Origin of the sequence: Microbacterium lacus (genome assembly GCF_002812805.1) — a bacterium.
In the GTDB taxonomy this organism is placed as follows: Bacteria; Actinomycetota; Actinomycetes; order Actinomycetales; family Microbacteriaceae; genus Microbacterium; species Microbacterium lacus_A.
Map to the genome: position 1 here is coordinate 223,171 of NZ_NMUM01000023.1, position 12,378 is coordinate 235,548.

Consider the following 12,378-nt stretch of genomic DNA (forward strand, 5'->3'; position numbering starts at 1 on the left):
TCCGTACCGTGGCCGACGCCGGACACAACCGGTCGTCAGCGGAAACCTTGTTCCGCGGACCCATCGACGCAATCGAGACGACGGAGAACCCATGTCACGAGACCAGTACACCCTGACCGATCCCGCCGAGCTGTACGCAGACATCGAGCCCGAGAAGCAGAAGATGTCGGAGCCCGGGCTGGATGCCGAGCTGAACGACAAGGCCGACCTCGGCGAAGAGACCTACCGAGGTACCGGCCGCCTCACCGGGCGAAAGGCCCTCATCACCGGCGCGGACTCGGGTATCGGAGCGGCCACCGCGATCGCATTCGCGCGCGAGGGAGCGGATGTCGCGATGTCGTACCTGCCGGAGGAGAAGGAAGATGCCGATCGCATCGCCGGAATCCTCACCGAGGCCGGCGCGAACGTCGTGCAGTTGCCCGGCGACCTTCGTGACCCGGCCTACTGCCGCGATCTCGTCGCGCAGTCGGTGGAGAAGCTCGGGGGCCTCGACATCCTCGTGAACAACGGCGGCAAGCAGGTCGCCGTCGAAGACCTCGCGGACGTGACCGACGAGCAGTTCGACGACACCTTCAAGACCAACGTCTACGCGATGTTCTGGATCACGAAGGCGGCGCTGCCGCACCTCAAGCCGGGTGCGACAATCATCAACACGACGTCGATCCAGGCATACAGCCCGTCCGAGACACTCGTCGACTACGCCTCGACGAAGGCGACGATCAACAACTTCACGAAGGGGCTGTCGCAGCAGCTCGCTCCGAAAGGGATCCGCGTGAATGCGGTGGCGCCTGGTCCGATCTGGACGCCGCTGCAGCCGAGCGGCGGCCAGCCGCAGGATGCGCTCCCGACCTTCGGGGAGCAGACACCGCTCGGACGCATGGGTCAGCCGGCCGAGCTCGCACCCGCGTACGTCTTCCTCGCGTCGGCCGAATCGAGCTACGTCATCGGCGAGACGCTCAACGTGAACGGCGGCATGCCGACGCCGTAGGCGCCGACCCGAGCGATCGACTCGCACAGCACAGAACGGTCGCGACACGCCGCCCGCCTTCGGGCTATGCGGAGTGTCGCGACCGTTCGTGCGTCGGATGCACCGGCCGAACCTGGTGCGCACACCTAGGATCAGGGGCGGGCGCCTGCGTCCGAATAAGAGCGGACCGAGGAGTCACCGTGAATGAGAACGACGCTCGCACCACCTGGGTGCTCGTCGATGGCGAGAACATCGACGCGACGCTCGGCGGTTCGATCCTCGGACGCCGTCCGCAGCCGGACGAGCGCCCCCGCTGGGACCGGCTCCTCGACTTCGCGGAGCGCCAGTGGGCACAGTCGGCTCGCGGGGTGTTCTTCCTGAACGCCTCAATGGGTATCCCGATGCCCTTCGTCCAGGCGCTGAAGGCCATGGATTACATCGTCGTGCCGCTGTCGGGTTCACCCGACGAGAAAGTGGTCGACATCGCCATCCAGCGCACTTTGCAGGCGCTGCTCGCTCGCCCCGAAGACGTCATGCTCGTCAGCCACGACGGGGACTTCCTGCACGACCTCGGGGCTTTGCTCGCGGCCGATCGCCGGGTCGGTGTCGCCGCGTTCTCGGAGTTCCGCAACGCCGGCTTCGGCACCCTGGCCGGGCTCGAGAAGTTCGATCTCGAATACGACGCACACGTCTTCGATGCGCCGCTCCCGCGCATCCGGGTCATCCCGATCGACGAATTCGACCCCAGCGACTTCCTGCGCTGATTCCGCGACGACCGCGGGTGGCGGCGGGCCTCGACGGGGTGTCAGGATGAGCAGCACACCCCTACCCGGAAGGCGCCCCATGGTTGCGTTCGCATACGGTCCCGTCGAGCTGTATCTCGTCGGTCTGGAGAATGAACGTCCCGCGCCGGCGGTCGTCGATGCGCTCGCGGAGGTCCTCGACGCGGGGCTCGTACGCTTGCTCGACCTGGTACTGATCTCGCGCGACGAGGACGGCAACCTCACGGTTGTCGAGATCGAAGACGAGGCCGACGAGTACGGATTCGAGGGCGTCGAGCTGGCCGTGGTCGGCATCGTCGGTGACGAAGACATCGCGGAGCTCTCCGAACTGGTCGAGCCAGGAACATCTGCGGTTCTGGTTGCGCTCGAGCTCGCGTGGGCTCGGCGGCTCTCCGAGAAGCTCGCTGCCTCGGGCGGGCAGCTGCTGAGCGTCGAGCGGATTCCCGCTCCGGTCGTCAACGCGCTGATCGATTCCATCGACGAGGAGTGACGACCAACACGGCGTGTTCACCCGACCGCGTCGCTTGAGATACGCGTCGACCGGGCGACTGGAACGGCCGACATCACGAACGGATGCTTCACATGAGAAGAATGGGACGCCCCGGGTTGCTGGGGCTCGCGGCCCGCACCGCCGTCGTCGCGGGCACGGCATCGGCCGTCAGCGGCGCGATGTCCGGACGCCAGCAGCGCCGCGCCCAGGATCAGTACGAGCAGGATCAATACCGAGCAGCGCAACAGCAGGCACAGATCGACACGGCCGCGCAGGCTGCCGCCGCCCATGCCGCAGCTCAGGCGCCCGCCGCGCCGGCACCCGCATCGAATCCCGCTCCCGCCTTCGACCTCGTCGGCGAGCTGCAGAAACTTGCCGCGCTGAAGGATGCCGGCGTCCTGAGCGACGCCGAGTTCCAGGCCGCGAAGGCCAAACTCCTCGCCTGACGCCTGGGTAAACTCATCGGTTCCCGCGCTCGATGCGCCCCGGCGTGCCCGCGGACCACGAACTCGACACGAACGACGAGAGGCGACGATGTCTGACACGACACCCACGAACGTTCCCGCAGGCTGGTACCCCGACCCGACGGATGCGTCGTGGCAGCGGTGGTGGGACGGCTCTCGGTGGACCGAGCACGCGGTGCCCGCGGCATCCGCCGCCGTTGTGCACAACGCCGGCACCGCTCAAGCGCCCGCGTACGCGCAGGCCCCCGCGGCGCCGAGCGCGCCGTTGCGCACCGACATCCAGACCAACACGGTCTGGATCTGGCTCGTCGTGCTGCTCCCGCTCGTGACGCTGCCGATGATCTTCCTGATCGACTGGCGCGGATACCTCGAGTCGAGCATCGACATGTCGATGACCGACACCGCGAACCCGATGCTGCCGTCGGTCGGCGTAACCCTCGCGTCGCTGGTGCTCAGCGTCGTCGGATATGTCGTGGTGGGCCTCGGCATTCTTTTCGCGTGGCTCGACTGGCGCGAATTGAAGCGCCGCGGCATTCAGAAGCCGTTTCACTGGGCCTGGGCGTTCTTGGCCTTGGTCATCACGAACGGTGTCTACGTGATCGGGCGCGGAGTCATCCTGCGTCGTCAGACGGGCAAGGGTCTCGGCCCGGTCTGGGTGTGGATCGCGGTCACGCTGTTCAGCCTCATCGTCGGCCTGGTCTTCGCGGGCATCATCGTGTCCGAGGTCTTCGACCTGATCTTCGAACAGACCGGCGACATGCAGTTCTCGTAGCGCCGACTACGATTTCGCCGACTCAGGTGCTGATCCGTTCGGCGAGTGTCGCGCGTGCGCGATGATCAGTCGCGCCGCCGGATCGGGGTTCGTGATCATCGCTTCGTGGCCGCGTTCGGGGATTTCCCGCATCCCGGCGTGGGGGAGAAGCTCGGTGACGTGCGCGACCCACTCGCGGGGGCACACGCGGTCGTCCGCCCCACGCAGCACGAGCGCGTCGGCCTGCACCTCGGGCAGCGTCTCTTCGATGTGGTGGTCGAGCATCACGCGCAGTTTCCGCAGAAACCAACGCGGACCCGTCTTGACGTAGTGCACGGCGCCGATCCAGATCACGCGCGGGTTCTCGTCGACCAGGTCCTGAACCATCCGCCACGCCTGCTTCCGCACGCTCCGCTCGGCGGTGTTCACCGTCGGTGCGATCAGCACGATGCGATCGGATACTTCCGGATGTCGTGCCACCGCCTCGACGACGACCTGTGTTCCCATCGAGTGACCGACGAGCACGGGATCGTCGATGCCCAGCTGCTTCACGAAGTCGACGATCAGATCACCCGACTCCGCCATCGAGCGCGGACTCGACGGCTCGGGGGACTCGCCGAAGCCGGGCAGGTCGAGCGCGAGCACGCGCCCCACGGTGCCGAGCTCACCCGCGAGCGCCCGGAACACGCTGTGCCCCATACCGATCCCGTGCACCAGAACGAAGGTCGGGCCTCCGCGCACACCGGTGTCTTCGTAGACGACATCCTGGTCGCCGATACGCACCGTCCGGTCACGTGGTTCGGCATCGCTGCTCGGCGCGGGGTGGCTCTTCGGCACCCCGTGAGCCTAGTCGCGTGGCGTGGCGGGCCCGGTTTCGCCGTCTCGACCGGTCGAAGACGCAACGGAATCGCGTGAGCGCAACTCCGCCCGCCTCATCCGCCCGCGCCGGATCGCTCGGCGGATAGCCCAGACGATCACGCCCGAAACAGCGATGACGACGATCCAGGGCAACAGGAAGCCCAGCCCGATCACGATGCCGTTGAGCGTCGCGATCAACCCGTTCCATCCCGCGACCAGTCCGTCGCCGAAGCCGGCGGGGTCGGCCTCGATGGTCTCTTGCGCGAGCGTCAGATCGACGCTCAGACTCGACATCGCGACCTGGCCCTCGAGCATCTCGAGCTGCTGCTGCAGGGACTCCAGGGTCGCCTGCCGTTCGGCGAGCGCCGACTCGGCCGCGATCAGGTCGGCGACCGACCCGCTCTGCGACATCAGCTCGGTCAGACGGGCGACGGATGTCTCGGCCGACGTGATCCGGGCACGCAGGTCCACCGCCTGCTCGGTCACGTCTTGCCGCGAGATGTTCGACGCCGTCACCTCGCCGAGCGAGCCGAGTTCGTCGATTATCGCGGTCAGCTGGTCGGCGGGCACCCGCACCTGCACCCACGCCCCGTTGGGAGCCGCGGGCATCGTCGTCATGCCGTCGATATCCATCACCAAGCCGTTGGTGCCCACGTTGAGGCTCTCGACGTATCCGCCGCGTGCCTCCGCAGCATCCGCCACGGCCGCCGCCGAGGCGTCGATGTCATCGACCCGCAGGCTGAGCGACCCCGACGCGATCAGTTCACGATCGCCGGATGCATCGGACTCGGCTGTTGCATCGCTTCCTGCGATCGCGCCGCCCTCGATCGCGCCACTGTCGGCTCGGAAGCCGTCCTCCGACTCGGGGATCACGGCCATGTCGCCGTCCTGCACCTGGCCGATCGCCGGCTGACCGGCCTCGTTCGACGCACCCGAGAATCCACCGAATCCGCCTGCGAGTGAAGGGCCGACGATCGCGGCGACCACGACGACGGCGGCGGCAGCTCCGACGCCGGCCCACACCCGCCCACGCCGCGCACTCCGTCGTCGCCGGTCCGCACCGATTTCGGCGAAGACCCCCGTCTCGATCCGGGTGATCGTCTCGTCCGTCACTTCGGGCAGCGCGTCGGCGTGCGAAGCATCCTGTGTCGTGTTCATGTCGTCTCTCCGATGGCCGACCGCATGCGCGTGCGGATTCGCGAGAGACGATTGCGGACCACGCCGTGCGGTACACCGAGTTCGTCGGCGGCCGCCTGGTAGGCGTACCCGCCCGAGGCGCACAGCACGAAGATCTCGCGATCGAGCGGCGACAACCCCTCGACCTCGCGCAGGATCCGTTCGGCCACCTCGGCGTCGATGATCTGCTGCTCGACATTTATCGTGTCGGGCAGGTTTTCGTCGGCCACGGCGCCCGTGTGCTCACGGTCGCGCCTCCGGGCACGCATCCGATTCGCCGCCTGGAAGCGGCAGATGGTGCTGAGCCACGGCAGCAGTGAATCGCTTGCCAGCTCGAGCGACGGCAGCTTCCTCCACGCCACCACGAACGTCTCTTGCGTGACGTCCTCGGCGTCGGAGGTGTCCTGCAGCAGCCGATGCGCGATCCAGTACACGGGCTTCACATAGGCCGCGTAGAGGGCACGAAACGCGTGCTCACTGCCCGCGGCGGCCTGCGCCACCAGCATCCTGTCGCTCACGTCCACCATCCCGCCAGTCGGCAACGCCCCACGGCGTCTTGGGCGCGCCGCCCACTGCGGTGGCACGGCTGTCGCTCATTGTCTCTCACCCTGCAGGTGTCGACATCGGGCCGATCGTCTCAGATCTGGCCGATCGTCTCAGATGCGCTGCCGCGCAGTATGCTTGCCGACGCGAGAGGGAGTATCCCGACAGCGCACATCCGTCATCACGGGTCCCGACGACGCGGCCCCGGGTGTGCGCCGCCCGGCACGATCCGGACGAGGGAGAGACTTTCGTCTTCGAACGACCCTCCCTCTTCTTTGAAAGGCCCTCATGGACCTGGAACTTCCCCTGTGGTTCGAGATCGGCTCGCTCGTCGTGCTGACGCTGATCTTGGCCGCCGACCTGCTGCTGATCCTGAAGCGCCCGCACATCCCCTCGACGCGGGAGTCGACGCTCTGGGTCGTCTTCTACGTCACCCTCGCGCTGATCTTCGCGGGATTGATGTGGATCTTCGCGGGCGGTGAGTTCGCGGGGCAGTTCGTGGCCGGATGGCTGACGGAGTACAGCCTCTCGATCGACAACCTGTTCGTGTTCGTGCTGATCATGAGCCAGTTCGCGGTGCCGCGCCGGTACCAGCAGGAGGTGCTGATGGTGGGCATCATCATCGCGCTCGTGCTGCGCGGCGCGTTCATCCTCGTCGGCGCCGCCGTGATCGAGAATTTCAGCCCGATCTTCTACATCTTCGGCGCGTTCCTGGTGTGGACCGCGATTCGCCAGGCATTCCCGGGCGATCACGATGAAGAGGTCAAGCGCGAGAACTTCATCGTGCGGATGCTCCGCCGCACGATCGACATCAGCGACGAGTACGACGGCAAGAAGATCCGAACCGTGGTCAACGGCAAGAAGATCTGGACGCCCATGATCATCGTGTTCGCGGCGATCGGTGTGACGGACCTGCTGTTCGCGATCGACTCGATCCCGGCGATCTTCGGCATCACGACGAGCCCCTTCATCGTGTTCACCGCCAACATCTTCGCCCTGATGGGCCTGCGCCAGCTGTACTTCCTGCTCGGCGACCTGCTCGATCGCCTGCGCTACCTCCACTACGGCATCGCGTTCATCCTGGCGTTCATCGGTGTGAAGCTCGTGCTGCACGCCATGCACGTGAACGAACTGCCGTTCATCAACGGCGGTGAGCACATCGAGTGGGCTCCCGAGATCTCGACATGGACGTCGCTCGGTGTGATCGTGGCGTCTATGGTCGTCGCGACGGTCGCGAGCCTGATCGCTTCGTCCCGAGACCGTCGCGTCGCCGAGGCCAGCCTCGCGGCAACGCCAGAGGCGGCCGCTGCCGTCGTCGCGGATGAGAAGGGCACGCCGCCGACGGTCGAGCAGCCCCCGGCCCCCGACGCCCGCTGAGAACCCCATGGCGGCGGTCGTGCGCCCGGGGTCGCCAGCCCGAAACACCGAGAGGACGCAACATGCCGTGCGTGCGTCACGCCCCACGGCATGTTGCGTCCTCTCGGGAAGGTAGAGACGAGGCGCGCGCGCACCGCGCCACTACTCGGGCCATCCGCGCGAACGAAGCGCGCGTGCCGCTCTTGCGGCAAGGTCGCCGTCGGTCATCGTCTTCGAGGCCCGGATGACGAGCCAACCGGCCTCGGCAAGGTCGTTGTAGCGTTCGAGATCGTGTGCCCATTGCCACGGATCGGCGCGGTGGTGGTCGCCCTCGTACTCGATGAGAACGCGCCACCGTCGATACAAGAGATCGCCGTGAACCGTCCGACGGCGCAGGACGATTTCGGCGTTCAGCTCAGGTTCCGGAAGCCCCGCGCGGACGAGGGCCAGCCGCGCGCGTGTCTCGCGCGGCGAGCGCGAGCCTGGCCGCACCAGTTCGAAGGCGCGCACGAGCGTTCGGTATCCGCGTAGACCCGCGCTCGCGTCCATCGCCTCGGACATCGCCGCATGAGTGGTCAGTGAGCGAGGTTGCCCGATCAGGCGATCACCGGCTTCGACGAGTTCATCCACGCTCAGTTGCGACGCCAAGTCCGTCCATGTCCGCAGCGCTGATGTCACCCGAAGGCCGCCCGAGACGCGCTCGACGAGCGTTTCGCGGCGGGTGGCGTATCCGGCGACTCGGATGCCGCGGGGCGCGCGACCGTCGACGGCCGTGACGTGCACTCGTGTGTCGTGCGACAACCGGGCGGGCAGGGGGATACCGAGCAGGCGAGCGGCAGTGACATGCGAGAAGACATGGTTGGCAGGCATCCGTGTCGCGTACGCGATGCAGTCGGAGTACCCACCCGCTTGTTGTGCGGGTCGACGCACGCCGTGGAACGGGGCCGCGAGATCCGTGCGGCGCAGCCGGTCGGCCAGGATTCCGCGCCCGACCGCATCGGCGACGGCAAAGGCGCGGTCGCGAAGCTCTGGGGGAAGTTCACGTGGCTGAGGCATCAGCGCATCATCGTCACGGGAGTGTGGCCCCGCGTGTCCTCCGGCCCATTTCAGTGAGGCCGGACTCGACGGGGCACCGGGGGAGGAGCGGCCATCTGTGCACCGAGAGGACGCAACATGCCGTAGGCGGAGGACACCGCACGGCATGTTGCGTCCACTCGCGCCATCCCGAGGCGTGCTGACGCGCCGCCCCGGTGCCGGCGCGCGCTGCCCGGCGACGGCGGGGGAGCGCCGCGCGGTGGTAGCCTGGCCGGATGCTGATCGCTCGCCTTCTCCTTAGTGGCCGCGACGAGTCCTAGTCCCAGGCCTCACTCGTCGCGGAGTCTGTCGCGGGCTTGATCCACCCTCACAGGAGAGAACGACTGATATGAGCACCCCCGAATCCACGTTCACCGCGTCCAGCACAGCGGAGCCTTCCGCCGCGCAGATCGCGGCCCGCATGCCGGATGCCCCGCGCACCCTGGCCGAGAAGGTCTGGGACGACCATCTCGTCGTCAAGGGTGAGAGCGGTGAACCCGACCTCATCTACATCGACCTGCACCTGGTGCACGAGGTCACGAGCCCCCAGGCCTTCGACGGCCTGCGCGCCGAGGGCCGCCCCCTGCGCCGCCTCGATCTGACGATCGCGACGGAAGACCACAACACCCCGACGCTCGACATCGACAAGCCGATCGCCGATCTGACGAGCCGCACCCAGATCGACACGCTCCGCCGTAACGCCGAGGAGTTCGGCGTGCGCCTGCATTCGCTGGGTGACAAAGAGCAGGGCATCGTGCACGTCGTCGGACCCCAGCTGGGCCTGACGATGCCGGGCATCACCGTCGTCTGCGGCGACTCGCACACGAGCACCCACGGCGCGTTCGGCGCGATGGCGTTCGGCATCGGAACGAGCGAGGTCGAGCACGTCATGGCGACGCAGACACTGCCGCTCAAGCCCTTCAAGACCATGGCGATCACGGTGGAGGGCGAGCTGAAGCCCGGTGTCACGGCCAAGGACATCATCCTCGCGATCATCGCGAAGATCGGCGCCAACGGCGGTCAGGGCTACGTGCTCGAGTACCGCGGCAGCGCCATCCGCGCCCTCTCGATGGAGGGCCGGATGACGATCTGCAACATGTCGATCGAAGCGGGCGCTCGCGCGGGCATGGTCGCGCCCGACGAGACGACCTTCGCGTATGTGAAGGACAAGCCGCACGCGCCGCAGGGCCAGGACTGGGAGGATGCCGTCACCTATTGGCGCACGCTCCCGTCCGATGAGGGCGCCGTCTACGACGCCGAGGTCTTCCTCGACGCGAATGAGCTCGAACCGTTCGTGACGTGGGGGACGAACCCGGGCCAGGGTGTCTCGCTGAGCGACGTCGTGCCGACCCCGGCAGACATCGCGGACCCGAACGAGCGCGCCGCCGCCGAGCGGGCGCTGGAGTACATGGATCTGAAGGCCGGAACGCGGATGAAGGATGTCCCGGTCGACGCCGTCTTCATGGGCTCGTGCACGAACAGCCGTATCGAGGACCTGCGCGCCTTCGCCTCCATTATCGAGGGTCGCAAGAAGGCCGATGGCGTCCGCGTCATGGTGGTCCCGGGCTCCGCGCGGGTGCGGCTCGAGGCAGAGGCCGAGGGCCTCGACAAGATCATCACGGACTTCGGCGCTGAATGGCGCTTTGCCGGATGCTCGATGTGCCTCGGCATGAACCCCGACCAGCTCGCGCCGGGGGAGCGGTGTGCCTCGACGAGCAACCGCAACTTCGAGGGACGTCAGGGCAAGGGGGGCCGCACGCACCTCGTCTCGCCCCTCGTCGCCGCTGCCACCGCGATTCGCGGCACGCTGTCGAGCCCGAGCGACCTCGAAGCCGACGTGATCGCCGACACGATCGACGACAACGACACACCCATCTACGCGCGCGTCGAGGCGGGGGAGATCTGACATGGACAAGTTCGCTACCCACACCGGTATTGCGGCGCCGCTGCGGCGTTCCGCGGTCGACACCGATCAGATCATCCCGGCCGTCTATCTCAAGCGCGTCACCAAGACCGGCTTTGAGGACGCACTGTTCGCGTCATGGCGTCAGGACCCCGAGTTCGTGCTCAACCAGCCCGCGTATCAGGGAGCATCCGTCCTCGTCGCAGGACCCGACTTCGGTACGGGGTCAAGTCGCGAGCACGCCGTCTGGGCGCTCCGCGATTTCGGCTTCAAGGTCGTTCTGAGCCCCCGCTTCGCGGACATCTTCCGCGGCAACGCAGGAAAGCAAGGCCTACTCACAGGTGTGGTCCCCGAGGCCGAGATCGAGCGCATCTGGGCGCTCATCGAGGCAAACCCCGGCGTGCAGATGACGGTCGATCTGGAGGCGCGCGAGGTCGCTATCGCTGATATCCGGGTCCCGTTCGAGATCGATGATTACACTAGGTGGCGTCTCTTGGAGGGACTCGACGACATCGGGCTGACCCTCCGGAACGAAGACAAGATCGCCGCCTACGAAGCGCGACGCGAACCCTGGAGGCCACGCACTTTACCGGTGCCGCCGCTTCCCGCACAGTAAGGCTGCACCGCATGACGACACTCCTGAACGACACCGCGGGCAACAAGAAGTCGGGGCCAGGACGGAGCGCGAAAGTGAGTGCAGAGGTTCTGGCGATCCGGGGTGGCCGGCCGCTGCGGGGAACGATCGAGGTCAAGGGCGCGAAGAATCTCGTCACCAAGGCGATGGTGGCGGCGCTCCTCGGCGAGACCCCCAGCATCCTGCGTGATGTGCCCGAACTGAGTGACGTCGCGGTTGTTCGCTCGTTGCTCGAGGTGCACGGCGTCACGGTCATGGACGGCGATGAACCGGGCAGCCTCGTGCTCGACCCGAGCGGCGCCGCCTCGGCGCACTTCGAAGAGATCGACGCGCATGCGGGAGCCTCGCGCATCCCGATCCTGTTCTGTGGTCCTCTGCTGCATCTGCTGGGCGAGGCGCTGATTCCGGATCTCGGTGGATGTCGCATCGGTGACCGTCCGATCAACTTCCACATGGACGCGCTTCGCGCATTCGGTGCCATCGTCGACAAGAGCTACGAGGGCATCCGCATCACGGCGCCGAACGGCCTGCACGGCGCGAACATCGAGCTGCCGTACCCGAGCGTCGGGGCGACGGAGCAGGTGCTGCTGACGGCCGTCAAGGCGAAGGGCATCACCGAGCTGAAGAACGCGGCCATCGAGCCCGAGATCATGGACCTGATCGCGGTGCTGCAGAAGATGGGCGCGATCATCTCGTACGAGCCGAACCGCGTCATCTTGATCGAGGGTGTCGAGACTCTGCGCGGCTACGACCACCGCTCCATCTTCGACCGCAATGAGGCCGTCTCGTGGGCCTGCGCGGCTCTCGCGACAGATGGCGAGATCTTCGTCGCGGGCGCGAAGCAACAGGACCTGCTCACGTTCCTCAACGTGTTCCGGAAGGCCGGCGGATGGTTCGACATCCGCGAAGACGGCATTCTGTTCCGTCGTGACGGATCGATCAAGCCGGTCATCGTCGAGACGGATGTGCACCCCGGCTACATGACCGACTGGCAGCAGCCCCTCATCGTCGCGCTGACCCAGGCCGAGGGCGAGTCGACCGTGCACGAGACGGTGTACGAGAACCGCCTCGGATTCACCCAGGCTCTGGTCAAGATGGGCGCCGACATCGTCGTTCACCCGCACGGGCTCGAGGGGGGCGAGCGCCGCGTCCCGCGTCGTGCGCTCGAGCAGGCCGCAGTCATCAACGGTCCGACGCCGTTGACCGGTGCCGACATCGAGGTGCCCGACCTGCGCGGAGGCTTCTCGTACGTCGTGGCGGCTCTCGCAGCCCAGGGCGAGTCCCGCGTGTCCGGAGTCGGCATCATCAGCCGGGGTTACGAAAAGTTCTTCGACAAGCTCACCGCGCTCGGCGCCGACTTCGACATCGTCGGGTGACCCG

The 12,378-nt window shown here is 67.1% G+C and carries 13 protein-coding genes; 9 read left to right on the forward strand and 4 right to left on the reverse strand.

From position 1 onward, the window contains the following. Nucleotides 1–91: 91 nt before the first annotated feature. The 5 genes from CGU34_RS08870 to CGU34_RS08890 all read left to right on the forward strand — a co-directional run bounded on the left by CGU34_RS08870 (nucleotide 92) and on the right by CGU34_RS08890 (nucleotide 3,475). Complete coding sequence (locus CGU34_RS08870; protein ID WP_100813882.1) at nucleotides 92–988, forward strand: SDR family oxidoreductase; 897 nt, start codon at nucleotides 92–94, stop codon at nucleotides 986–988. A 179-nt stretch (nucleotides 989–1,167) separates the two neighbouring features. Next, nucleotides 1,168–1,731 (forward strand): NYN domain-containing protein, encoded by a 564-nt coding sequence (locus tag CGU34_RS08875; RefSeq protein ID WP_036300938.1) that lies wholly within the window; start codon nucleotides 1,168–1,170, stop codon nucleotides 1,729–1,731. 79 nt (nucleotides 1,732–1,810) lie between these two features. Continuing rightward, entirely contained in the window at nucleotides 1,811–2,239 is a 429-nt protein-coding gene (locus CGU34_RS08880) for a DUF6325 family protein (protein ID WP_036300936.1), read from the forward strand. Between the two features lie 92 nt (nucleotides 2,240–2,331). Next, nucleotides 2,332–2,685: an SHOCT domain-containing protein gene (locus tag CGU34_RS08885; RefSeq protein ID WP_332870614.1), complete on the forward strand. Its 354-nt coding sequence runs from the start codon at nucleotides 2,332–2,334 to the stop codon at nucleotides 2,683–2,685. Nucleotides 2,686–2,773: 88 nt separating this feature from the next. Next, nucleotides 2,774–3,475: a DUF2510 domain-containing protein gene (locus CGU34_RS08890; RefSeq protein ID WP_100813885.1), complete on the forward strand. Its 702-nt coding sequence runs from the start codon at nucleotides 2,774–2,776 to the stop codon at nucleotides 3,473–3,475. Between the two features lie 6 nt (nucleotides 3,476–3,481). Here CGU34_RS08890 and CGU34_RS08895 read toward each other — a convergent pair whose 3' ends face one another. Genes CGU34_RS08895 through CGU34_RS08905 form a run of 3 tightly spaced genes read right to left on the reverse strand, consistent with a single transcriptional unit; the run spans nucleotide 3,482 to nucleotide 6,015 of the window. Continuing rightward, nucleotides 3,482–4,291 carry an alpha/beta fold hydrolase gene (locus tag CGU34_RS08895; RefSeq protein WP_100813886.1) on the reverse strand — a complete coding sequence of 270 codons (810 nt, stop codon included), beginning with the start codon at nucleotides 4,289–4,291 and terminating at the stop codon, nucleotides 3,482–3,484. A gap of 9 nt (nucleotides 4,292–4,300) precedes the next feature. Continuing rightward, nucleotides 4,301–5,470 (reverse strand): DUF4349 domain-containing protein, encoded by a 1,170-nt coding sequence (locus tag CGU34_RS08900; protein WP_100813887.1) that lies wholly within the window; start codon nucleotides 5,468–5,470, stop codon nucleotides 4,301–4,303. Further along, nucleotides 5,467–6,015: an RNA polymerase sigma factor gene (locus CGU34_RS08905; protein ID WP_100813888.1), complete on the reverse strand. Its 549-nt coding sequence runs from the start codon at nucleotides 6,013–6,015 to the stop codon at nucleotides 5,467–5,469. Before CGU34_RS08905 ends, CGU34_RS08900 begins: the two co-directional genes overlap by 4 nt. Before the next feature lie 304 nt (nucleotides 6,016–6,319). Here CGU34_RS08905 and CGU34_RS08910 point away from each other — a divergent pair, with 304 nt between their 5' ends. Further along, a complete protein-coding gene (locus tag CGU34_RS08910) occupies nucleotides 6,320–7,408 on the forward strand; it encodes a TerC family protein (protein ID WP_198517728.1) in 1,089 nt (362 codons plus the stop codon). 141 nt (nucleotides 7,409–7,549) lie between these two features. On the opposite strand, the gene CGU34_RS08915 is transcribed toward CGU34_RS08910, so the two are convergent. Further along, nucleotides 7,550–8,443, reverse strand: coding sequence for a hypothetical protein (locus CGU34_RS08915; RefSeq protein WP_157811267.1), 894 nt, complete (start codon nucleotides 8,441–8,443; stop codon nucleotides 7,550–7,552). 439 nt (nucleotides 8,444–8,882) lie between these two features. Here CGU34_RS08915 and leuC point away from each other — a divergent pair, with 439 nt between their 5' ends. The 3 genes from leuC to murA are packed head-to-tail and all read left to right on the forward strand — an operon-like array spanning nucleotide 8,883 to nucleotide 12,374. Continuing rightward, nucleotides 8,883–10,367, forward strand: coding sequence for a 3-isopropylmalate dehydratase large subunit (gene leuC / locus CGU34_RS08925; protein ID WP_232711618.1), 1,485 nt, complete (start codon nucleotides 8,883–8,885; stop codon nucleotides 10,365–10,367). Nucleotide 10,368: 1 nt separating this feature from the next. Continuing rightward, complete coding sequence (gene leuD, locus CGU34_RS08930; protein WP_036300885.1) at nucleotides 10,369–10,980, forward strand: 3-isopropylmalate dehydratase small subunit; 612 nt, start codon at nucleotides 10,369–10,371, stop codon at nucleotides 10,978–10,980. A gap of 11 nt (nucleotides 10,981–10,991) precedes the next feature. Continuing rightward, the gene (gene murA / locus CGU34_RS08935) at nucleotides 10,992–12,374 is read left to right on the forward strand and encodes a UDP-N-acetylglucosamine 1-carboxyvinyltransferase (protein WP_036300882.1); all 1,383 of its coding nucleotides are present in this window, start codon (nucleotides 10,992–10,994) and stop codon (nucleotides 12,372–12,374) included. The last annotated feature ends 4 nt before the right edge of the window (nucleotides 12,375–12,378 follow it).

Coding starts and splice junctions, on each gene's coding strand:
- CGU34_RS08880 (WP_036300936.1), top strand. CDS start 1,811: ATGGTTGCGTTCGCATACGGTCCCGTCGAGCTGTATCTCGTCGGTCTG.
- CGU34_RS08870 (WP_100813882.1), top strand. CDS start 92: ATGTCACGAGACCAGTACACCCTGACCGATCCCGCCGAGCTGTACGCA.
- CGU34_RS08915 (WP_157811267.1), bottom strand. CDS start 8,443: ATGCCTCAGCCACGTGAACTTCCCCCAGAGCTTCGCGACCGCGCCTTT.
- CGU34_RS08905 (WP_100813888.1), bottom strand. CDS start 6,015: ATGGTGGACGTGAGCGACAGGATGCTGGTGGCGCAGGCCGCCGCGGGC.
- murA (WP_036300882.1), top strand. CDS start 10,992: ATGACGACACTCCTGAACGACACCGCGGGCAACAAGAAGTCGGGGCCA.
- leuD (WP_036300885.1), top strand. CDS start 10,369: ATGGACAAGTTCGCTACCCACACCGGTATTGCGGCGCCGCTGCGGCGT.
- CGU34_RS08885 (WP_332870614.1), top strand. CDS start 2,332: ATGAGAAGAATGGGACGCCCCGGGTTGCTGGGGCTCGCGGCCCGCACC.
- leuC (WP_232711618.1), top strand. CDS start 8,883: ATGCCGGATGCCCCGCGCACCCTGGCCGAGAAGGTCTGGGACGACCAT.
- CGU34_RS08910 (WP_198517728.1), top strand. CDS start 6,320: ATGGACCTGGAACTTCCCCTGTGGTTCGAGATCGGCTCGCTCGTCGTG.
- CGU34_RS08890 (WP_100813885.1), top strand. CDS start 2,774: ATGTCTGACACGACACCCACGAACGTTCCCGCAGGCTGGTACCCCGAC.
- CGU34_RS08900 (WP_100813887.1), bottom strand. CDS start 5,470: ATGAACACGACACAGGATGCTTCGCACGCCGACGCGCTGCCCGAAGTG.